Source organism: Streptomyces sp. NPDC047108 (genome assembly GCF_040643575.1).
Lineage (GTDB): Bacteria > Actinomycetota > Actinomycetes > Streptomycetales > Streptomycetaceae > Streptomyces.
In genome coordinates this window covers 345,727-367,253 of the sequence record NZ_JBEYUP010000005.1, presented here as the reverse complement: position 1 = coordinate 367,253, position 21,527 = coordinate 345,727, and the positions used below count along the sequence as shown (strand labels likewise).

At 70.8% G+C, this 21,527-nt stretch carries 15 protein-coding genes; 12 read left to right on the top strand and 3 right to left on the bottom strand.

Features of this window, described 5'->3' with window-relative positions:
- Window positions 1–245 precede the first annotated feature (245 nt).
- Window positions 246–2,030, top strand: coding sequence for an IucA/IucC family siderophore biosynthesis protein (locus ABZ822_RS14600; RefSeq protein ID WP_360852338.1), 1,785 nt, complete (start codon window positions 246–248; stop codon window positions 2,028–2,030).
- Between the two features lie 13 nt (window positions 2,031–2,043).
- The gene (locus ABZ822_RS14595; protein WP_360852335.1) at window positions 2,044–4,113 is read left to right on the top strand and encodes an ATP-dependent DNA helicase; all 2,070 of its coding nucleotides are present in this window, start codon (window positions 2,044–2,046) and stop codon (window positions 4,111–4,113) included.
- A 216-nt stretch (window positions 4,114–4,329) separates the two neighbouring features.
- On the opposite strand, the gene lexA is transcribed toward ABZ822_RS14595, so the two are convergent.
- A complete protein-coding gene (gene lexA / locus ABZ822_RS14590; protein WP_360852332.1) occupies window positions 4,330–5,115 on the bottom strand; it encodes a transcriptional repressor LexA in 786 nt (261 codons plus the stop codon).
- A gap of 502 nt (window positions 5,116–5,617) precedes the next feature.
- Here lexA and nrdR point away from each other — a divergent pair.
- From nrdR to ABZ822_RS14555, 7 genes are all read left to right on the top strand, one after another.
- A complete protein-coding gene (nrdR, locus tag ABZ822_RS14585; RefSeq protein WP_360852329.1) occupies window positions 5,618–6,136 on the top strand; it encodes a transcriptional regulator NrdR in 519 nt (172 codons plus the stop codon).
- A gap of 118 nt (window positions 6,137–6,254) precedes the next feature.
- The gene (locus ABZ822_RS14580) at window positions 6,255–9,134 is read left to right on the top strand and encodes a vitamin B12-dependent ribonucleotide reductase (RefSeq protein WP_360852326.1); all 2,880 of its coding nucleotides are present in this window, start codon (window positions 6,255–6,257) and stop codon (window positions 9,132–9,134) included.
- 165 nt (window positions 9,135–9,299) lie between these two features.
- A complete protein-coding gene (locus ABZ822_RS14575) occupies window positions 9,300–9,905 on the top strand; it encodes a YdbC family protein (RefSeq protein WP_360852451.1) in 606 nt (201 codons plus the stop codon).
- Window positions 9,906–9,984: 79 nt separating this feature from the next.
- Entirely contained in the window at window positions 9,985–10,644 is a 660-nt protein-coding gene (locus tag ABZ822_RS14570; RefSeq protein WP_360852323.1) for a phosphoglycerate mutase family protein, read from the top strand.
- 12 nt (window positions 10,645–10,656) lie between these two features.
- Window positions 10,657–11,565, top strand: coding sequence for an ADP-ribosylglycohydrolase family protein (locus ABZ822_RS14565; protein WP_360852320.1), 909 nt, complete (start codon window positions 10,657–10,659; stop codon window positions 11,563–11,565).
- 209 nt (window positions 11,566–11,774) lie between these two features.
- Entirely contained in the window at window positions 11,775–12,476 is a 702-nt protein-coding gene (locus ABZ822_RS14560) for a ribonuclease HII (protein WP_360852317.1), read from the top strand.
- A 67-nt stretch (window positions 12,477–12,543) separates the two neighbouring features.
- Window positions 12,544–13,155: a hypothetical protein gene (locus tag ABZ822_RS14555; RefSeq protein WP_360852314.1), complete on the top strand. Its 612-nt coding sequence runs from the start codon at window positions 12,544–12,546 to the stop codon at window positions 13,153–13,155.
- A 344-nt stretch (window positions 13,156–13,499) separates the two neighbouring features.
- Here ABZ822_RS14555 and ABZ822_RS14550 read toward each other — a convergent pair whose 3' ends face one another.
- Both ABZ822_RS14550 and ABZ822_RS14545 read right to left on the bottom strand, forming a co-directional pair.
- Entirely contained in the window at window positions 13,500–14,195 is a 696-nt protein-coding gene (locus ABZ822_RS14550; protein WP_360852311.1) for a hypothetical protein, read from the bottom strand.
- Between the two features lie 220 nt (window positions 14,196–14,415).
- Entirely contained in the window at window positions 14,416–16,581 is a 2,166-nt protein-coding gene (locus ABZ822_RS14545; RefSeq protein WP_360852309.1) for a RecQ family ATP-dependent DNA helicase, read from the bottom strand.
- Between the two features lie 147 nt (window positions 16,582–16,728).
- On the opposite strand from ABZ822_RS14545, the gene ABZ822_RS14540 reads away from it, so the two are divergent.
- The 3 genes from ABZ822_RS14540 (at window position 16,729) to ABZ822_RS14530 (ending at window position 21,259) form a co-directional block, all read left to right on the top strand.
- The gene (locus ABZ822_RS14540; RefSeq protein WP_360852306.1) at window positions 16,729–17,994 is read left to right on the top strand and encodes a DUF4192 domain-containing protein; all 1,266 of its coding nucleotides are present in this window, start codon (window positions 16,729–16,731) and stop codon (window positions 17,992–17,994) included.
- 165 nt (window positions 17,995–18,159) lie between these two features.
- Window positions 18,160–18,924: an NUDIX domain-containing protein gene (locus tag ABZ822_RS14535; protein WP_360852303.1), complete on the top strand. Its 765-nt coding sequence runs from the start codon at window positions 18,160–18,162 to the stop codon at window positions 18,922–18,924.
- A 1,393-nt stretch (window positions 18,925–20,317) separates the two neighbouring features.
- Entirely contained in the window at window positions 20,318–21,259 is a 942-nt protein-coding gene (locus tag ABZ822_RS14530) for a FadR/GntR family transcriptional regulator (protein WP_360852300.1), read from the top strand.
- Window positions 21,260–21,527 lie beyond the last annotated feature (268 nt).

Here is a 21,527-nt window from a genome sequence, read left to right as displayed (position 1 = left end):
TGCAGGCGGACCGGGGGCGCATCCGCGCCACGCCCTCCGCCCCGTACCGAGGCCGAACCCCGACCCCACCCCGTACCGGAACCGCACCCAACCCCCACCGCACCCAACCCCCACCGCACCCAACCCCCACCCCGTACCAGCCCCCACCGCATCCCCCACCCGCCGGGACGACCGCCCGGAAACACCACCCGCCGCGTCCACCCGGCGGCCCAACTCCCCCCCGTTCCGCCCGAGGAGCCCCGACCTTGCGCCCGTCACTCCAGCCGCACCCCGACGCCTGGCACCGAGCATCCCGCCGCCTTTTCGCCAAGATGCTGGCCGAGTTCGCGTACGAAGGGGTGATCACGCCGGAACCGGACGATGCAGATCCACTCGCCTACCGGCTCACCGTGAACGACGCGGTCACCTATCGCTTCCGCGCCCGTCGAGGCTCCTACGACCACTGGCGCGTCGATCCCGACTCCATCATCCCGACCGCCGACCCCCTCGAGTTCGTCGCCCAGGCCCACGACACCGTCCTCGGCCTGACCGGTGACACCACCGGCCACCTCATCCGCGAACTCACCGCCACACTCGCCGCCGACACCCGGATCGGCGCCACGTCCGCGAGCGTCACCGATCTCGCCGACCTCGGCTACGCGGAGCTGGAAGGCCACCAGACAGGCCACCCCTGGATCGTGGTCAACAAGGGCCGCATGGGCTTCTCCGCGACCGACGCCGCGCGGTGGGCACCCGAGGCCCGTAGTCCCCAGCGCCTGCCCTGGCTCGCGGTTCACCGGGACGCCGCTCGGTACCGGGGCGTCCCCGCGCTCGCCGCGCCGGACCGGCTCTACGCCGAAGAGCTCACGCCCCGGACCCGCGAGGCCTTCGAGCGCATCGTCGCCGAGCGCCACCGCGACCCGGCCGACCACCTCTATCTGCCCGTGCACCCGTGGCAGTGGGACGAGTGCGTCGCTTCGCTCTTCGCGCCGCAGATCGCCGAAGGAACGATCATCCCGCTGCCGGAGGACGAGGATCTCCGGCTCCCCCAGCAGTCCATCCGCACCTTCCTCAACACCACCCGGCCACGCGCCCGGACCGTCAAGCTCCCGCTGTCCATCCTCAACACCCTGGTGTGGCGCGGCCTGCCCACCGCACGCACCCTGGCCGCGCCCGCCGTCACCGGCTGGGTGCACGGTTTGCGTGACGCCGACCCGTTCCTGAGGGACGAGACGCGGGTGGTCCTGCTGGGCGAGACCGCCTCCGTCACCGTCGAGCACCCGCTGTACGACCGGCTGCCTGGTGTCCCCTACCAGTACCGCGAACTCCTCGGGTGTATCTGGCGCGAACCTCTGGCGGCCCACCTCGACGCGGGCGAGCGGGCACGCACCCTCGCCTCGCTCCTCCTCACGGACTCTCAGGGCCACTCCTTCACGGCCGAGCTCGTCCGCCGTTCCGGACTCGAACCGACCGTCTGGCTGCGCCGTCTCTTCGCCGCTCTGCTGCCCCCGCTGCTGCGTTTCCTCTACCGCTACGGCACCGTCTTCTCGCCGCACGGGGAGAACGCCATCGTCGTCTTCGACGAGCGTGACGTGCCCGTCCGCCTGGCGATGAAGGACTTCGTCGATGACGTCAACATCAGCGCCGAGCCGTTGCCCGAGCTGGCCGGCATGCCCGACGACGTGCGGTCCGTGCTGCTCACCGAGCGGCCCGGATTCCTCACCCAGTTCATCCACTCCGGCCTGTTCGTCGGTGTGTTCCGCTACCTCGCACCGCTCTGCGCCGAGCACCTGGGGGTGCCCGAGACGGCTTTCTGGTCGCTCGTACGGGCCGAGATCCTCGCGCATCACGCGCGGTTCCCGGAGCTCAAGGACCGCTTCGAGACCTTCGACCTCCTCACGCCGCGCATCGAGCGTCTGTGTCTCAACCGCAACCGTCTGCACCTCGACGGCTACCGCGACCGGCCCGAGCGGCCCCACGCCGCTGTCCATGGCACCGTCCCGAACCCCCTCCGCCAGCGGTGCGGACGCGATGTCAGTGCCGCCCCGTAGGGTGGTTCGCGCTATGACGAAGCCCTCCCTCTCCGACCTGCTCCACGCCGCCGTCACCGCCGTCGGCGGCACCGAGCGCCCTGGTCAGGTCACCATGGCCGAAGCCGTCGCCGAGGCGATCGACGACGGATCCCATCTGCTCGTCCAGGCCGGGACCGGCACCGGCAAATCGCTCGGCTATCTCGTGCCCGCGCTGGCGCACGGCGAGCGCGTCGTCGTCGCCACGGCGACGCTCGCCCTCCAGCGCCAGCTCGTGGAGCGGGATCTGCCGCGCACGGTCGAGTCGTTGCATCCGCTGCTGCGCCGGCGCCCCCAGTTCGCCATGCTCAAGGGCCGCTCCAACTACCTGTGCCTGCACCGGCTCCATGAGGGCGCGCCGCAGGACGAGGAGGAGGGTCTCTTCGACGTCTTCGAGTCCGCCGCCCCCACCAGCAAGCTCGGTCAGGACCTGCTGCGGATGCGGGACTGGGCGGACGAGACCGAGACCGGCGACCGGGACGCACTGACCCCCGGCGTCTCGGACCGGGCGTGGTCCCAGGTGTCGGTCACCTCCCGTGAATGCCTGGGCGCCTCCAAGTGCGCCTACGGCGCGGAGTGCTTCGCCGAAGCCGCGCGGGAGCGGGCGAAGCTCGCCGATGTCGTCGTCACCAACCACGCGTTGCTCGCGATCGACGCGATCGAGGGCGCCCCCGTACTGCCCAGCCATGAGGTGCTGGTCGTCGACGAGGCGCACGAACTGGTCTCCCGCGTCACCGGAGCCGCCACCGGTGAGCTCACCCCGGGCGGCGTGAACCGGGCGGTCCGCCGAGCCGCCAAGCTGGTCAACGAGAAGGCCGGTGACGCCCTGCAGACCGCGGCCGAGAGCTTCGAGCGGATCATGGAGCTGGCCCTGCCTGGCCGGCTTGAGGAGGTCCCCGAGGACCTCGCGTACGCCCTGATGTCCCTGCGCGACGCGTCCCGCACGGTGATCACGGCCCTGGGCAACACGCGGGACAAGTCCGTGCAGGACGAGGACGCGGTCCGCAAGCAGGCCCTCGCGTCCATCGAGAACGTCCATGCCGTCGCGGAGCGCGTCGCGGCCGCCTCGGAGTACGACGTCGTCTGGTACGAGCGGCACGACCGGTTCGGGGCATCGCTGCGGGTCGCGCCGCTCTCCGTCTCCGGGCTGCTGCGCGAGAAGCTGTTCGCGGACCGCAGTGTGGTGCTGACCTCGGCCACCCTGAAGCTGGGTGGCGACTTCAACGGTGTGGGGGCCTCGCTCGGCCTGCCTCCGGAGACCGTGACGAACGGTCTCCCGGCCCCTGGAAGCCGCACCGTACCGTCGGACGACGCCTCGTCCGAGGACACGGGGAACGCGGGCGGGACGTCGACGGCCGATGCCGACGACACGAAGACGAGCCCACCCTGGAAGGGCCTCGACGTCGGATCGCCGTTCGACTACCGCAAGCAGGGCATCCTCTATGTCGCCCGCCACCTCGCCCAGCCGGGCCGCGAGGGCAGCCGTACCGACATGCTCGACGAGCTCGCGGAGCTCGTGGAGGCGGCCGGTGGACGCACCCTCGGTCTCTTCTCGTCGATGCGCGGCGCCCAGGCCGCGGCGGAGGCCCTGCGCGCACGCCTGGACATGCCGATTCTGCTGCAGGGCGAGGAAACCCTGGGCGAGCTGATCCGTACGTTCTCCGACGACGCCCGTACGTGCCTGTTCGGCACCTTGTCCCTGTGGCAGGGCGTCGATGTGCCCGGGGTGAACTGCCAGCTGGTCGTCATGGACCGCATCCCGTTCCCGCGCCCCGACGACCCGCTGATGAGCGCCCGGCAGAAGGCCGTTGAGGACGCGGGCGGCAATGGCTTCATGGCGGTCGCGGCGACACATGCCGCCCTGCTGATGGCGCAGGGCGCGGGGCGGCTCGTCCGGGCGTCGGGGGACCGCGGGGTAGTGGCGGTCCTCGACCCGCGACTGGCCACGGCTCGCTACGGCGGCTTCCTCAAGGCGTCCATGCCGGACTTCTGGTACACGACCGACCGCAATCAGGTGCGCCGGTCCCTGGCGGCGATCGATGCCGCGGCGCTCGCGGAGCGGTAGGCGGGAGCGGAGACACCTTGACGCATCCACGTGCTTCAGGGCTACCCGTGTGGTGTGCGTTGCCTGCTGTGGCGGGGTGAACGGCGGGCGTACGGCGTCAACGGGCCGTCGCGTACGGCGCGACGCGGATCCTCGGCATGGTAGGACCGTGCGCGGACATGCAGCGGGCCCCGGAACCGGCGCAGTGGATTCCGGGGCCCGGTCGTGAGGGGCGCGTCAGACCCGCCGCAGCACCGCGACCACCTTGCCGAGGATCGTGGCCTCGTCGCCGGGGATCGGCTGGTACGCGGAGTTGTGCGGGATCAGCCAGACATGGCCGTCCTCCCGCTTGAAACGCTTCACGGTGGCCTCGCCTTCGAGCATCGCGGCGACGATGTCCCCGTTCTCCGCGACCGGCTGGCGGCGGACGGTGACCCAGTCGCCGTCGCAGATCGCCGCTTCGACCATCGAGTCGCCGACCACCTTGAGCACGAACAGCTCGCCGTCACCGACCAGTTGACGGGGGAGAGGGAAGACGTCCTCGACGGACTCCTCGGCGAGGATCGGACCGCCGGCCGCGATACGGCCGACCAGCGGGACGTAGGACGCGGCGGGCTTGCCGGTGGTGTCGGTCGGCTGGCTCGTCGGCCCGTCCGAGCCGCGGACCTCGTACGCCCGTGGGCGGTGCGGGTCGCGGCGCAGGAAGCCCTTGCGCTCCAGCGCCATGAGCTGGTGCGCGACGGACGAGGTGCTCGAGAGGCCCACTGCCTGGCCGATCTCCCGCATGGACGGAGGGTAGCCACGCCGCTGCACGGAGTCCCGGATGACCTCGATGACCCGGCGCTGCCGGTCGGTGAGACCGGAACTGTCGGCCCGGATCCCCGGAGGTCGACCGGGAAGCGAGCGTACGGGCTTCTGCCCCTCGGGGTTCGTGGTCGCGTCGTTCATCGGGTGGCTCTGCTCGAATCGGTGCTGGGAGCGGTCCTGGGCAGTGATGGTGGCGCTGTCTGCGGTGGTGGTCACGTCGGCCCCTCTCGAGATGGTTCTCCCCAGTGACACAACGGTAGTTGGTTTCGAAAGGTTGCGCCAAACACACGTTCGAGTGAAATTTCCCAGATCACCTGACGAGATCAAGTGCAGAGGTGTATGGGCGGGGCCGGTTCACTCGGAACGGATTCCGTCCGGGCCGGCTCGCGGGGGCCGGCGGGAGTGTCGCCGGGCTGTGGCCAGTGTGGCACCTGCGACCCGCGTGACGATATACGTGCGCGCTCCCGTAGTCTCCTGTTGCCGCCTCTCCTGTCGCCCCTTCGCGCGACACGCTGTGGACGCGCTTGACGGGCAACCACCAGATCTAGTGGTTAGATGTGCGGCGGTCGCCCACAAGTTGTGGTCCGCGGTCCTCAACGACCGCAGTTATGGCCTATGATTGAGGCTGCTTCCGAGGCCCTTCGCGGGTCTGCGGAGCCGTGCAGCCGTGCTGTGCTGCCGTTCGACGTTCACAGGGTTTCAGGGAGGGTGAAGACCGTTGCACTGCCCCTTCTGCCGACACCCCGACAGCCGCGTCGTGGACAGCCGCACCACCGACGACGGGACGTCGATCCGCCGGCGCCGTCAGTGCCCGGACTGCTCCCGCCGCTTCACGACAGTGGAGACGGCGTCACTCATGGTGATCAAGCGGAGCGGGGTCACCGAACCGTTCAGTCGTGACAAGGTCATCGCCGGCGTGCGCAAGGCATGCCAGGGTCGGCCCGTCACCGAGGACGCCCTCGCCAAGCTCGGCCAGCGGGTCGAGGAGGCGGTGCGCGCCACCGGCAGCGCCGAGCTGTCCACCCATGACGTCGGGCTGGCGATACTCGGCCCGCTCCAGGAGCTCGATCTCGTCGCCTACCTGCGCTTCGCGTCCGTGTACCGGGCGTTCGACTCGCTCGAGGACTTCGAGGCCGCGGTCACCGAGCTGCGCGAGCAGCGGCAGCCGGCCGACGCGGACGGGCCCGCGGGGGACACGGAGGCTCCTGCCCCGACCACCACCACTGCCGCCGGTTGACCGGCGGCACCATCGGACCCGCCCTGGGCGCGCAGATGCGCCGGGGCACAGAACAGACACAGTGCCTGGGGGAAGAAACAGGCACGTCAGGGCGTTATGCCCGTACAGGGAGGCGGCAGTGACAGAGACGACGAGCGGCCCGGCACGAAGCTCCCGTGCCAAGGGCAGCAAGGCGAGCAAGGGGCTGCGTGTCGAGCGCATTCACACCACCCCCGGCGTGCACCCGTACGACGAGGTGGTCTGGGAACGCCGCGACGTCGTCATGACCAACTGGCGTGACGGTTCGGTCAACTTCGAGCAGCGCGGTGTCGAGTTCCCCGACTTCTGGTCGGTGAACGCGGTCAACATCGTCACCAGCAAGTACTTCCGCGGTGCCGTCGGATCGCCCGGCCGCGAGTCGAGCCTGAAGCAGCTCATCGACCGCGTCGTGAAGACCTACCGCAAGGCGGGCGAGGTCCACGGCTACTTCGCCTCCCCGGCGGACGCCGAGATCTTCGACCACGAGCTCACCTATGCCCTGCTGCACCAGGTGTTCAGCTTCAACTCCCCGGTCTGGTTCAACGTTGGCACGCAGCAGCCGCAGCAGGTCTCGGCCTGTTTCATCCTCTCCGTCGACGACTCGATGGAGTCGATCCTCGACTGGTACAAGGAAGAGGGGATGATCTTCAAGGGCGGCTCCGGCGCCGGCCTGAACCTCTCCCGCATCCGCTCGTCCAAGGAGCTGCTCTCCTCGGGCGGCAACGCCTCCGGCCCCGTCTCCTTCATGCGTGGTGCGGACGCCTCCGCCGGCACGATCAAGTCCGGCGGCGCCACCCGCCGCGCCGCCAAGATGGTCGTCCTGGACGTCGACCACCCGGACGTCGAGGCCTTCATCGAGACCAAGGTGAAGGAGGAGGAGAAGATCCGCGCCCTGCGCGACGCGGGCTTCGACATGGACCTGGGCGGCGACGACATCACGTCCGTCCAGTACCAGAACGCCAACAACTCGGTCCGGGTGAACTCGGAGTTCATGAAGGCCGTGGAGTCCGGCTCGCAGTTCGGGCTGCGCGGACGGATGACCGGTGAGGTCCTGGAGGAGGTCGACGCCAAGTCCCTCTTCCGCAAGATGGCCGAGGCCGCCTGGGCCTGCGCCGACCCCGGCATCCAGTACGACGACACCATCAACCACTGGCACACCTCGCCGGAGACGGGCCGGATCACCGCCTCCAACCCGTGCAGCGAGTACATGCACCTGGACAACTCCTCGTGCAACCTCGCCTCGCTGAACCTCATGAAGTTCCTGCGCGACGACGACCTGGGCAACCAGTCGTTCGACGCCGAGACCTTCGCGAAGGTCGTCGAGCTGGTCATCACGGCGATGGACATCTCCATCTCCTTCGCCGACTTCCCGACCGAGAAGATCGGCGAGACCACGCGCGCCTTCCGCCAGTTGGGCATCGGCTACGCCAACCTCGGCGCCCTGCTCATGGCCACGGGCCACGCGTACGACTCCGACGGCGGCCGCGCGCTCGCCGGTGCCATCACCTCGCTGATGACCGGCACCTCGTACAAGCGCTCCGCCGAAATGGCCGCGGTCGTGGGCGCGTACGACGGATACGCCCGCAACTCCGACGCCCACCAGCGCGTCATGCGGCAGCACGCGGACGCCAACGGCGCCGCCAAGCGCATGGACGACCTGGACACCCCGGTCTGGGCCGCGGCAACCGAGGCGTGGCAGGACGTCGTCCGGCTCGGCGCGAAGCACGGCTTCCGCAACGCCCAGGCGTCCGTGCTGGCTCCGACGGGCACCATCGGCCTGATGATGGACTGCGACACCACGGGCGTCGAGCCGGACCTGGCCCTGGTCAAGTTCAAGAAGCTCGTCGGCGGCGGCTCGATGCAGATCGTGAACAACACGGTCCCCAAGGCGCTGAAGCGTCTCGGCTACCAGCCGGAGCAGGTGGAGGCGATCGTCGCCCACATCGCCGACCACGGCAATGTGATCGACGCACCGGGCCTGCGCCCCGAGCACTACGAGGTCTTCGACTGCGCCATGGGCGAGCGCTCCATCTCGCCGATGGGACACGTCCGCATGATGGCGGCGGCCCAGCCGTTCCTGTCCGGCGCGATCTCCAAGACCGTCAACATGCCGGAGACCGCCACCGTCGAGGAGATCGAGGAGATCTACTTCGAAGGCTGGAAGCTCGGGCTGAAGGCGCTCGCGATCTACCGCGACAACTGCAAGGTCGGCCAGCCGCTCTCCGCCAAGAAGAAGGAGGAGAAGAAGGCCGAGACCGTCGCGGTGCCGGAGAAGGTCGTGGAGTACCGCCCGGTCCGCAAGCGCCTGCCGAAGGGGCGTCCCGGCATCACCACCTCCTTCACGGTGGGCGGCGCCGAGGGCTACATGACGGCCAACTCCTACCCGGACGACGGCCTCGGTGAGGTCTTCCTGAAGATGTCCAAGCAGGGCTCGACCCTCGCGGGCATGATGGACGCCTTCTCCATCGCCGTCTCCGTCGGCCTGCAGTACGGCGTGCCGCTGGAGACCTACGTCTCGAAGTTCACCAACATGCGGTTCGAGCCGGCCGGTATGACCGACGACCCGGACGTGCGGATGGCGCAGTCGATCGTCGACTACATCTTCCGCCGCCTGGCGCTGGACTTCCTGCCGTTCGAGACGCGGTCGGCGCTCGGCATCCACTCGGCCGAGGAGCGTCAGCGCCACCTGGAGACCGGGTCGTACGAGCCGGGCGACGACGAGGTCGACGTGGAGGGGCTCGCCCAGTCCGCGCCGCGCCACGTCGAGGTGCCGGAGAAGGCCTCGCCGGAGTCGCCGAAGCCCGAGGTGACGGCAGCGGTGCCGGCACCCAAGGAGGCGCACAGCTCCACCGAACTGGTCGAGATGCAGCTCGGACTGAACGCGGACGCCCCGCTCTGCTTCTCCTGCGGCACCAAGATGCGGCGGGCCGGGAGCTGCTACCTCTGCGAGGGATGCGGCTCGACGAGCGGCTGCAGCTGACGGCTTGAGGCCGTGCGCCGTGGTCGGGTGAAGCCCATCCGCTGACGGCGCGGAGCCCTGGGAGGGGGTGACGACCCAACGGTCGTCACCCCCTCCGGCGTTGTACGGATCATGCGGTTCGGCAAGTGGATCCGGCCACCGGCCGTCGCCCACTACGATGGCGCGGTGCTGGTCAAGTGGATTCGCTGCACTGTGGTTGACCGCCGAGGTTTCGCGCGGGGGCAGCGTAAATGGGCGGGGCTGCTCGGCGAGCCGGGGTTCCGGGGGCAGGGTGGCGGCTGGAGCCGGGCGCGGCCCGACGTCGCGCATCTCTTCGCCTTCTGGGAGAGCCGGGCCCTCTACGACTCCTTCATGGCGCGCTCGCACGACCGGCTTGCCGCCGCCCAGTCCGGCACGTACAAGGACACCCGGGTGCGGCTCTTCGAGCACCGCTTCGATGTCAAGGTCGGATTCCGGCCGGTCTTCTCCGACGCGGACGTGGCGCGCGTGGCGCACTGCCGGGTGCGCGAGGAACGGGTCGATCACTTCACACTGATGCAGGAGAAGGTGTGGAACCCGGCCATGGCCGGGTCGCCCGGCATGCTGCGCGGGGTGTTCGGGGAGGCGCCCGGCAACGAGTTCCTGGTGCTCTCGCTCTGGGACTCGGCTGCCGAGCACGGGAAGTACCGTCAGGAGCGCGTGGAACGGCTCGCTCTGCGGACCCAGATCGAGGCCGATGTGTCCGGACTGGCCGGAGATGTCGTCGCGCTCGAACCCACCTGGTCCGTGTGAACCGGGAACCGCGGTCCGGGCCGGGGCGAGTCCGTCCGATGACGGGGCGGGCGCCGGACCGTGGAACTAGGGTGGCGTCATGGCACGGCCGCGTCGCATCGTCCTCCTCCGGCACGGAGAGTCGGAGGGCAATGCCGATGACACGGTTTACGAACGTGTTCCCGATCATGGTCTCCACCTGACGGACAAGGGTTGGCGGCAGGCCAAGGAAGCCGGGGACCAGCTGCGGGCGATGTTCGGCGAGGAGCGGGTCAGCGCCTACGTCTCGCCGTACCGGCGGACGCACCAGACCTTCAAGGCCCTGGACCTCGACCCCCGGCGCGTGCGGATGCGCGAGGAACCGCGCCTGCGCGAGCAGGACTGGGGCAACTGGCAGGACGCCCAGGACGTGCGCAAGCAGAAGGTCAACCGCGACAGGTACGGGCACTTCTTCTACCGGCTGGCGCAGGGTGAGTCCGGAGCGGACGTCTATGACCGGGTCGGCGCGTTCCTGGAGAGCCTGCACCGCAGCTTCGAGGATCCCGACCACCCGCCCAATGTGCTGCTGGTCACCCATGGCCTGACCATGCGGCTCTTCTGCATGCGATGGTTCCACTGGAGCGTGGCCGAATTCGAGTCGCTCTCGAATCCGGGGAACGGAGAGTTCCGGACCCTGGTCCTGGAATCGGGGGGCAAGTACCGCCTGGACAGGCCATTCGAGCGCTGGTGCACCCCGGAGTCGTACGACACCACCGGATAGAGTGTCCGTGCGATGACCGCTGATCACCCTCTTACGCAACGCCGCGACCGCGCCCTCGCGAGCTTGCGCGGGCTGGCCGTGGGCGATGCCCTGGGCTCCCAGTTCTTCGTGCCGTCGAACTATCCGGCACTGAAGCGGCGCGAGCTGCCGCCGGGCCTCTGGCAGTGGACCGACGACACGGAGATGGCTTGTTCCGTACTGGCGGTGCTCGTCGAGCACGGCCGGATCGACCAGGATGCGCTGGCGCGCTCCTTCGCCGAGCACCACGACTTCGACCGGGGCTACGGCCCGGCCGTCAACCGGATGCTGCGGCTGATCCGCGAGGGCGGGGACTGGCGTGAACTGTCCTCCGCCCTCTTCAACGGCCAGGGGTCGTGGGGCAACGGCGCGGCCATGCGGATCGCGCCGCTCGGCGCCTGGTACGGGGGTGACGCGGAGCAGGCCATCCAACAGGCGGAGATCTCCTCCTACACCACGCACCAGCACCGCGAGGCGGTCGCGGGGACCATGGCGGTCGCCGCCGCGGCGGCCCTGGTGGCCGACCCGGCGGGCGGCACCGGGCCCGAGGCGCTGCTCGACGGCGTGATCGAACTCGTACCGCGCAGCGCGGTGCAGGCAGGGCTGCGGCGCGCCCGCGACATGCTCGACTACGGCGACGCCGGTACGGTCGCCGCCGTCCTCGGCTCAGGTCGGCGTACGAGCGCGCACGACACCGTGCCCTTCACGCTCTGGGCCGCGGCCCGTCACCTCGGCGACTTCGGCGGAGCCTTCTGGACCACGGCGCAGGTGGGCGGCGACATGGACACCACGTGCGCGATCGTGGGCGGAATCCTCGCGTCCGCGGGGGCCGGAGCACCGCCGGCCGACTGGCAGGAACGCACCGAACCGCTGCCGGTCTGGGCGCCCGTCGTCTCTGCCTGACCGGGCCCGGGGGTCAGATCTCCCCGTCGGACTCCCGGACCGGTGTCCTGCCCCTCCTCGACCCCGGGCGCGAACCGTTTCTTCAACGCCTGACGTGCGTCTCCCGAAAGGGCCTGTCCGCACGCCGGGCCGCGGTCCGTCCGCCGCTCGCCCGCGCCTTCCGCCCCCGTGCCGCACCGGCGCCCGGGCGGCGTAATCTAATGGGCGCCATGCCGTACGAACCGCCTACTCACCGCGTCGAGCGCTCACTCCGCGCCACCACGGACGCCCGCGTCGTCGCCGGTATCGACGAGGTCGGGCGGGGCGCCTGGGCCGGACCGGTCACGGTGTGCGCCGCGATCACCGGCCTCCGCCGCGCGCCCGAGGGCCTGACGGATTCCAAGCTGCTCACCCCGAAGCGGCGCACCGCGCTGGCCGGAGTGCTGGAGAAGTGGGTCTCGGCGCATGCACTGGGGCACTCTTCGCCCCACGAGATCGACGAGTTGGGGATGACGGCGGCGTTGCGTCTCGCGGCCGTACGGGCGCTTTCCGCTCTGCCGGTTCAGCCCGACGCCGTGATCCTCGACGGCAAGCACAACTACCTCGGTGCGCCCTGGCGGGTCCGTACGGTCATCAAGGGCGACCAGTCGTGCATCTCCGTCGCGGCCGCCTCGGTGATCGCGAAGGTGCGGCGGGACGCGATGATGGCCGAACTGGGTGTGGACTGCCCGGACTTCGGCTTCACCGCGAATGCCGGATACCCCTCGCCGGTGCACCGCGCGGCCCTGGAGGAGCTGGGGCCGACGGCCCACCACCGGATGTCCTGGGCGTACTGGGAAGCGCTGCCGCGCTGGCGGCATCTCCGCCTCAAGCGGGCCGTGGCGGGGGACCCGGAGCTGGAGTCCGGAGGGCAGCTCGGCTTCGACTTCTGAGCGACCGTCCCATTTACACCCCGCCCCGCCGATGCGAACCGCACCGGTGTTTGATAGACATCAGTTCATGCCTCTCATCCCCGAGGAGCCTCAGATTCACGAGAGCGTCCCGGGTCCCCGCGTCTCTCCGGCCGCCGGCCGGACCGCGCCGACCCCCCGTCCTGTCCCCGCTCCCGGACCCCGGCCTGCCGGCAAGCGGCCCGGCCCGCCCGGTCCGCAGCGTGGCCCCGCCGCACCACCGGCCCAGCGTGGCCCGCGTGAAGCGGCCAAGTCCCCGGCTCCCGCCGCGGTTCCGCAGATCCAGCTCATCCCGGCCACCGCGGACGGAGCCCTGGACGCGGCCGAGGAAGCCGTGGACCTTCTCCTGGACTCCGGCCGTGCGCCTCAGGAAGTCCTCGTGTTGACCACGGGCGAACAGCACCCGTGGGCGGCGCACGAGTTGTCCTTCGGCGAGACCGCCTACTGGGCTCAGCACGACGCGGGCGACGACGTCTTCTACGCCGATGCCGCGGCCGCCGAGCGAGCCTCGGGGCGCCCCGTGGTGGTCGTCGCGGTGAACGGCGGTCCGGACGACGCCGCTGCCTGCGCGCTGCCCGCTGCCATGGCCAAGGCGGGGGTGCTCCTGATCGTCTGCGGCGACCCGCAGCGCATCAACTCGCTCGTCGGCGCCGGAGTCTGAGCTTCCGGGTGCTCCGCTCCCGGGTGACAGAGCCCGGTGTGGTGTGCCCTGAAGGACTACGGCCCCGGCGGGGCACGAGCGCGACGGCTCGCGGTGTGACGGCGTACCGGCGCGTGCAGCGGTACGCGCATGTGCTGCCGCTGTACGAACTGGTGCGGACGCCGTACGGGCGGAGCCGTGGCCGGGTGCGGCGGCGCGCTGCTGCGACGGGGACCTGACGCACGCCTCGCTGTCCTGCGGCGGGTAGCGGGCGGTCGGCCGGCGATCCCCTCCGGTGCCGGACGGTGACCGGTTCAGGCCGGTGACCTTGTGGGCGGAGCCTCTGTCGCCTCTCGCTACGCGCGTCAGCGTGCGGCCGCGCGCCGCGGCACCTCCGGGTCGTCGCCCTTCGGGGAGTGGCCGGAGTTCCGGGAGCGCGGTGAGTGCGTGGAGGGTGCGCCGTCCACGGAGCGGGGGCCGGTGACGGGAGCCGTCTCCCACCGCTCGGCGGGCTTGCGGTCGTCCACGGGCTTGGAGAACGCGTGGGGGCGGCGGCCTCCACGCTCCTCGCCGAACACCTGCCAGCCGTCCCGCGTCAGCGTGACGTACGCGCCGCAGCGCAGGCCGTGCAGCGTGCAGGCGTCACGCAGTCCCCACATCCACGCGCCGTCCTCCTCGGTCCACTGTCCGTCGCCCTCCCGGCAGTAGAGGAGCATCGCGGTGCGGACCGGTACGCGGCGGCGCAGGTCGTGCGGAATGATCCGGCGCAGCTGGGTGAGCAGGGCATTCCGGAACACCCAGCCGTCGGCCGCACTGCCCGCGCGAGCGAACGACGCGCTGGCGGCGACTCTCTCGTCCGTGTCGAGGACGGCCACGACCGCGGTGGAGGGCATCGGCTGGTGGCGGCTGTGGAGGCCTGTGACGATCTCACGGGGACTGCGCAGCAGGGGAATTCCGGCATCGGCCCACTCCGAAGGCTGCAGCATCCTGCCGAGCTGAGCATGGGAACCGTTGGTGCTGGAGAAGGACGTGGCGGACGACGGAGGGAAGCCGGGTGTCACGGTCCTCCTTCGGTCTGCTCACCCGTGAGCCGGGCGGGGGCTGGTCGGAGCGCGCCGCGACGCGCCCTGCCGGGCGACAGGCCGGCGCGGGGACACCTCCAATTCTTGCCGCCGTCACGGCGAGCGGCAATGAGACGTTTGCGCAAGCGACCGGTATCAGGCGAAGCGCGGCCTATTTCCTCCGTTCCCTCGACCTTGCCTGTCCCCGGCTGCCTCCCGCTCAGCCCTGCACAGCCAGGACCAGTGGGAACACCCCCTGCGCACCAGCTCTGACGAGCAGCCGGGCCGCCACAGCGAGCGTCCACCCGGTGTCGGCCAGGTCGTCCACCAGCAGCACCGGGCCGGAGGCGGCCGCCAACTGCCCGGAGAGATCGGGGGACACGGTCAACGCACCGTGCAGCGCCCGGAGCCGCTGGGCACTGTTGGTGCGCGGAACCCGGGTGTCCGTCGTCTCGTCGGTGTACGCGACCGACCCGAGGAGGGGCATCCTGCCGACCGTCGCAATGTGTTCACCGAGCGAGCCGATGAGCTGAGGGCGGGTGCGGGACGCCAGGGTGACCACACCCACCGGCCTGCTCGGCGCATCCGGAGCCCCTGATGCCCAACCCCCGGGACCCTTGGCCCAGTCGGCGAGCACGGTCACGATCGCCTCGGCCACATCAGGCGGAACCGGGCCGTCACCGCTCTGCGCGGACAGCATCGGCCGCAGCCGGTTTCCCCACCCGATGTCGGAGAGGCGCCCGAGGGCCCGGCCGGGGTAGGCCTGTTCGCCCGCGGGGATGCGGCCCTTGAGGTCCACCCCCACAGCGGCCAGCCCGGTCGGCCACATCCGGCGCGGCTCCACCTCGACGCCGGGCCGTCCGAGCTCGCCGCGGGCGGCTTCCAGCGTGGCCGTCGAGACGTCGGTGGTGAAGCGCGCGCCGGCGCAGTTGTCGCAGCGTCCGCACGGGGAAGCGCCCTCGTCGTCCAGCTGCTGCCTCAGGAACTCCATCCGGCAGGTGCTCGCGGCGGCGTAGTCGCGCATCGCCTGCTGCTCGGCTTCGCGCTGGCGGGCCACCCAGGCGTAGCGCTCCGCGTCGTAGGTCCACGGCTGGCCCGTCGCGGTCCAGCCGCCGCGGACGCGGCGCACCGCGCCGTCCACGTCGAGCACCTTGAGCATCGTCTCCAGCCGTGAACGCCGGAGGTCGACCTGGGGCTCGAGGGCAGGCAGGGACACCGGCCGGCCCGCCTGCTCGAGGACGTCCAGCGTACGACGCACCTGCTCCTCGGCGGGGAAGGCAAGTGAGGCGAAGTACCGCCAGATCGCCTCGTCCTCCTGACCGGGGAGCAGCAGCACCTCGGCATGCTCCACGCCGCGCCCTGCACGCCCCACCTGCTGGTAGTACGCGATGGGCGACGAGGGCGACCCGAGGTGCACGACGAAGCCCAGGTCCGGCTTGTCGAAGCCCATACCGAGGGCCGAGGTGGCGACCAGAGCCTTCACACGGTTCCCCAGCAGATCGGCTTCGGCGGTCCTCCGGTCCGCGTCCTCGGTCTTCCCGGAGTACGAGGCGACCATGTGCCCGCGGTGCCGGAGGAAGGCCGTCACCTCTTCCGCCGCCGCCACGGTCAGGGTGTAGATGATTCCCGAGCCCGGGAGGTCGTCGAGATGGTCGGCGAGCCAGGCCAGCCGATGAGCGGCGTCCTGCAGGCGCAGCACGCCGAGGCTGAGGCTCTCCCGGTCCAGCGGGCCGCGCAGGACCAGAGCCTCGGAGGCTGTGCCGCCGGTGCCGAGCTGTTCGGCGACGTCGGCCGTGACCCGCGCATTGGCCGTCGCCGTGGTGGCGAGGACCGGAACCCCTGGCGGCAGGTCGGTGAGCATGGTGCGCAGCCGCCGGTAGTCCGGGCGGAAGTCGTGTCCCCAGTCCGAGATGCAGTGGGCTTCGTCGACGACGAGGAGGCCGGTGCCCGCGGCGAGCTTCGGCAGCACCTGGTCGCGGAAGTCGGGGTTGTTCAGCCGCTCCGGGCTCACCAGCAGCACGTCGACTTCGCCGGACGCCACTTCCGCCTGGACGGTGTCCCACTGCTCGGTGTTCGCCGAGTTGATGGTGCGCGCGCGGATCCCTGCGCGCTCGGCGGCCTCGATCTGGTTGCGCATGAGCGCGAGCAGGGGCGAGACGATCACCGTGGGGCCGCTGCCGCGGGCCCGGAGCAGCGCGGTGGCGACGAAGTACACCGCCGACTTGCCCCAGCCGGTGCGCTGGACGACGAGGGCCCGGCGGCGATCGGCGACCAGCGCCTCGATCGCCCGCCACTGGTCCTCACGCAGCCGGGCGGTCCCGCCCGGGTCGCCGACGAGGCGGGCGAGTACGGCATCGGCCGACGAACGCAGGTCTTCGTTGCTCATGCCCCCATGCAACCGGATGGCACCGACATCGCGCGAACGAGCCGCCCGACCTGTGGACAACCTTCGTCCACAGCATTCGTAGGACCATATGCGAGGAGTTATCCACAGGGCTTTCGGCGTGATGCGTCAGGACGGCACGGTCTTCGCATGACGCGACACAACGACCCCTCGAAGCCGACCGCCCTCGACCAGATCACCCTGCGCAGTCCCGCGGAACTCGCCGACGCGCTCCCGTATCTGATGGGCTTCCACCCGGACGACAGCATCGTCCTGGTCGCTCTGCACGGCGATCACGGCAGGTTCGGCGGCCGCCTGCGGCTCGGCATCCCCGCTGGGCCTCGCGAGTGGCCGTATGTGGCGGAACAGCTCGCCGATTGTCTGGTCTCGGGCAGCGAGAAGCGGGCGTCCCGGCCCGACGGCATCATCGTTTTCCTCTGCCAGGATCCGTCGGCGGGGAAGAAGGGCCGTGACGTGATGGAGCGCCTGCGGCCGCTGGCCCAGCGTCTGCGCACGGCGTGCGGGGCGCTGGATGTGCCCGTGCTGGAGGCGCTGTGCATCTCGGACGGTCGTTTCTGGTCGTACTGCTGTCCTGACGTGCGTTGCTGCCCCACGGACGGCACCCCGCTCGCCCTGCCGGGCACCTCGGCCATGGCCGCGGCCGCCGCTTACGCCGGAATCCAGGTCCGGGGCTCGCTGCGGGACATGGAGGCGAGGCTGTCCCCGCTCACGGCGTCCACGTCCGCCGTCGCGGCACAGGAGGAAGCGCTGGACGCGGCCACCGCGGAGCTGGTCCCCAGGATCCTCGGGGGAGTGGACCGCAATACGGTCCGCATGGAAACGCTGGTGCTCGTACGCGGCCTGGTGGAGCGGTTCGTACGCACGCCGGTGTCGGGAGGCGCCACGGAGGCCGACGCCGTCGACGACGGGCTCGTCGGCGACGAGGAAGCGGCAGCGATCATTCTCGGTCTGCAGGACCGCATGACGCGGGACCGGGCCGCGGAGTGGATGGAGGGCCCGGACGCCCAAGCGGCCCTCCGGGTGTGGCGGGCGATCGCGCGGCGCTGCGTCGGGGCGTTCGGAGACCACGCCGCCGCTCCGCTCACGCTCGCCGGCTGGGTTGCCATGTCCACGGGCGACGAGCCGACGGCGCGGGTCGCGCTCGGCATGGCGCTGCGTGTCGATCCGGACTATCTCTTCGCCAAGCTCCTGCATCAAGGGGCCAACGAGGGCCTCGACCCTGAGGTGTTGCGGGAATGCCTGAGGCGGGAGCGGGACACGCGCGTGGCTCGGAGGCCGGCGCGGATGGCGGCGCAGCCGCCCGCCGGACGCCCGCGCGGCCGTACCCGGCCCGGTGGCCACGCGGGTCGGCGGCGAGAGCGTGCGCGTGGCCGCACCGGACAGCGCCGGACATGAAGGGCGCCTCGCAAGGCCCGTCGCGCGTGCATCCTGGCGCGGCCCCGGACCGCTCGTGGGTGGGGCCGCCGCCCTCCGGATGTGACGCGCGACCGATCCCCTCGTGCGGGCGACCTGGCCTCGGAACGACCTGTTTATCGTCAAGGAGACGACTATGATCGCCGCATGTCGCCCTACGACCCGTCGGCCTTTCCTCCCTTCGCTGTCACTGTCGACCTGGTCGTGCTCACGGTGCGCAGGCATGCGCTGTGTGCGCTGGCCGTTCGCCGCGGTGAGCCGCCGTACCAGGGGCGGTGGGCGCTGCCCGGGGGATTCGTCCGGGCCGACGAGGACCTCGCCGCCGCGGCGGCACGTGAGCTCGCCGAAGAGACCGGTCTGCTGGCTCACGACCCCACGGGGCCGTCCCCGGTCAACGGAGCGCATCTCGAACAGCTCGCCACATACGGCGACCCCAAGCGCGACCCACGCATGCGGGTGGTCAGCGTGGCTCACCTCGTGCTTGCCCCCGACCTTCCCGCGCCCCGCCCCGGTGGGGACGCGCACAGCGCACGCTGGGCTCAGGTGGAGGATCTGCTCGGCCAGGAAGGAGGCTTCGGCCGGGAGGGCGAGCAGGGGGCACCGCTCGCCTTCGACCATGCGCAGATCCTGGCGGACGGTGTGGAGCGTGCTCGGTCCAAGATCGAGTACTCGTCTCTTGCCACAGCCTTCTGCCCGCAGGAGTTCACCGTCGGCGAGCTGCGCCGGGTCTACGAAGCTGTCTGGGGCGTGGCTCTCGACCCGCGTAACTTCCATCGCAAGGTCAGCGGCACGCCCGGGTTCCTCGTTCCGACCGGTGGCACCACGACCCGACAGGGCGGTCGGCCCGCTCAGCTCTTCCGTGCGGGCGGGGCGACCTTGCTCAACCCCCCGATGCTGCGCCCCGAGGTCTGAGGCCGGGCCGTCGGGCGGACTTCGGACCCGTGCGCGGCAACTTGATGTCCGAGCGGGCGGGCTCGGCGCTGCCCACACCGGCAGGCGCCAGACGCCATGCCGTCACTGGTGCCGCGTCTCCCGCCGCGCGGCACTCCCGAAAGTAGGACAAACCGAGTTATCTTGCTCTTCTGTCTGTGGCTCTCTCGCAGATGTCGAGCAGCCTCATGCCTTTGCGAGGGACGCGATGATCCGAACCCTTGGACTCACCGGCATCCCTAGGGGCGGCGCGAAGAGGACTGTCCGCGAACGGGTCTCAACGGCCTGCCGTCGTGCCGAGCGGTGTTTCCGCGTCGGCGGGCGCTCGCTGCACGAAGCCCGAGAAGCGGTTCTCCCTGCCGAAAGGGCATGGTCCGGCTTGCTCTTGGCGGCCGCGCACGGGGCGGGGCGTGCCTTCCGGTCCGCCGAAGCAGCCCTGTCCTCGTCGTCGGCGTCGCCTTCCGTGAGGGGGGCGTGGCACGTCAACGGGCAGGCGGGCTCGGCGCTGTGGACCAGGCTCGCGGACCGTCCTCCTCCCACGAAGCCGTCCCCGGCTTCGACTCGGCCTCGCCGGAGCCGATCCGACGGCCAGGGACTCGCGGTACCCGTCCTCCGGGCTGACCCAACTTCCGTTGCTGCAGGCCGCGTTCCGAAGCCGAACTGCTCGGGCGCTGGGCCACCGGCAGTCTCCGGCAGTGTCGCTGCCTACGCAGGGCGCACGCGGTCAGCCTCCGGTCGCGGCGCCTGCGCCTCATCGGTGCCGCCCTCGCGGTCTCAGTCGGCGCGGCCGCCGGACCTCGCGCCACTCCGCGCCGTCGTCGACGTGTGTGCCTCGTCGGTCTTCTTCGGGTGCGCGGCGAGGGCCGGTTCAGGGGCTGTCCCTGGTGCCCGCGGGCCAGGGCAGTTCGTCGCAGGCGGCGCACCGACGAGGCTCGCTACGGAGCTGTTACGACGGGGAGTATCGCTACTGCCCAGCCGCGCCCTGGGGGCGTTCCGTGGCTGCCGCCGTGATGGGCCGCCAACCCCGCGGTCGCAGTCATCCCGTACGGGCCGGCTCCGTCCGCTCGGGGGTCGTCCGCTCCCCGTCACCCATTCCTCGGTCACGGCCCGTCGGCCCTCCGTGCCGACCGCGATCCTGCCCTCCGTCCGGCAGTGACCCTGTCGTGCCTCTCGGTGCCCAACCGGCCCTCCGGGCACTGGTGTTGTCGCTCTGTGCTCTCCTCGGCGCTTACCTGATCGCGGTGTTGCATGGCAAGGCAGGTTGGTGGCCGCTGTTGAGGCGGGTTCCGCGCGAACTGCCCACAACCCAACGGAGATAGCCCATTTCCGTCCGATTAGGCGTCAATTATGAGGTGATGGGCGATCACCCTTTCGTGTGCTTTTCACCAAAGACCTCAAGGACGCCTGGAGCGCCGCCGACAAAGGATGCGTGAGTACCCTTGCGCACACCATGATGACCGCGGCTCGCCCCGTCGACTCCGGACTCTCCGGGCCGGGCGAGCTTGACCGCTACCCCTACGGCGAAGCCCCGGGCGCCGAGCGCACCGGAGGTCCCTCCTGGGACGGGGCCGACACGGAGATGGGCCGAGTCGGCCGCCGGGCCGCCGGCAGTCGCGGCCGAGGCCTGCACGGCCAACTCGTCCAGCAGCTCGGCCAGATGATCGTCTCCGGCGACCTCGGTGCCGACCGCCCGCTGGTCCCTGAGGAGATCGGCCAGCGCTTCGAGGTCTCCCGGACCGTCGTGCGGGAGTCGCTGCGCGTCCTCGAGGCCAAGGGCCTCGTCAGCGCCCGGCCCAACGTCGGCACCCGGGTCCGGCCGGTCAGCGACTGGAACCTCCTGGACCCCGACATCATCGAGTGGAGGGCGTTCGGACCCCAGCGCGAGGACCAGCGCCGGGAGCTGTGCGAGCTCCGCTGGACCATCGAGCCGCTCGCGGCGCGCCTCGCGGCCGGCCATGGCCGAGAGGACGTCCAGCAGCGTCTCGCCGACATGGTCGAGATCATGGGGCACGCCCTCGCTCAGGGCGACTCCCTGACCTTCTCGCGCGCCGACAACGAGTACCACGCCCTGCTTCTTCAGCTCGGCGGCAACCGCATGCTGGAGCACCTCTCCGGAATCGTTTCCTCGGCGCTTCAGGTCTCCGGTGGTCCGGCGACCGGCTGCGACCGGCCGACCGAAGCCAGCATCGCTCTCCACGCGCGCATCGTGGAGGCGCTCGGCTCGGGAGACGCCTCCGAGGCGGAGGCGTCGATGCGCCAGCTCCTGACCGCCCAGCCGGAGGTGGAGCGTGTCGTGCCCGCCCCGCGCGAGCACTGACGCCCGTACGAGGCCGAACATCCGTCGCGACATCGACTCCTGCCCCGCTCGGGCGGAGTAGGAGTCGATACGCGAGTCCACACGAGCTAAATGTCACGAGATGCCCGATTACTATCAGTTCACGCCCGCTGCGAGGTGTGACTCGGGCCACGTGAATTGGGCGTAACACTCTTCGGGAGAGCGCGATGACTTAAGAGGTGACAGTCGCTGAGGGAATACGGATGTCGTTCGCGACGCTGTGTTGCTCTGCGATTGCGCCCGCGCCGTC

Excerpts from the sequence above, each read along its gene's own strand:
- ABZ822_RS14540 (WP_360852306.1), top strand. The coding sequence starts at position 16,729 with ATGACGCGACACAACGACCCCTCGAAGCCGACCGCCCTCGACCAGATC.
- ABZ822_RS14565 (WP_360852320.1), top strand. The coding sequence starts at position 10,657 with ATGACCGCTGATCACCCTCTTACGCAACGCCGCGACCGCGCCCTCGCG.
- ABZ822_RS14555 (WP_360852314.1), top strand. The coding sequence starts at position 12,544 with ATGCCTCTCATCCCCGAGGAGCCTCAGATTCACGAGAGCGTCCCGGGT.
- ABZ822_RS14535 (WP_360852303.1), top strand. The coding sequence starts at position 18,160 with ATGTCGCCCTACGACCCGTCGGCCTTTCCTCCCTTCGCTGTCACTGTC.
- ABZ822_RS14560 (WP_360852317.1), top strand. The coding sequence starts at position 11,775 with ATGCCGTACGAACCGCCTACTCACCGCGTCGAGCGCTCACTCCGCGCC.
- ABZ822_RS14570 (WP_360852323.1), top strand. The coding sequence starts at position 9,985 with ATGGCACGGCCGCGTCGCATCGTCCTCCTCCGGCACGGAGAGTCGGAG.
- ABZ822_RS14545 (WP_360852309.1), bottom strand. The coding sequence starts at position 16,581 with ATGAGCAACGAAGACCTGCGTTCGTCGGCCGATGCCGTACTCGCCCGC.
- ABZ822_RS14595 (WP_360852335.1), top strand. The coding sequence starts at position 2,044 with ATGACGAAGCCCTCCCTCTCCGACCTGCTCCACGCCGCCGTCACCGCC.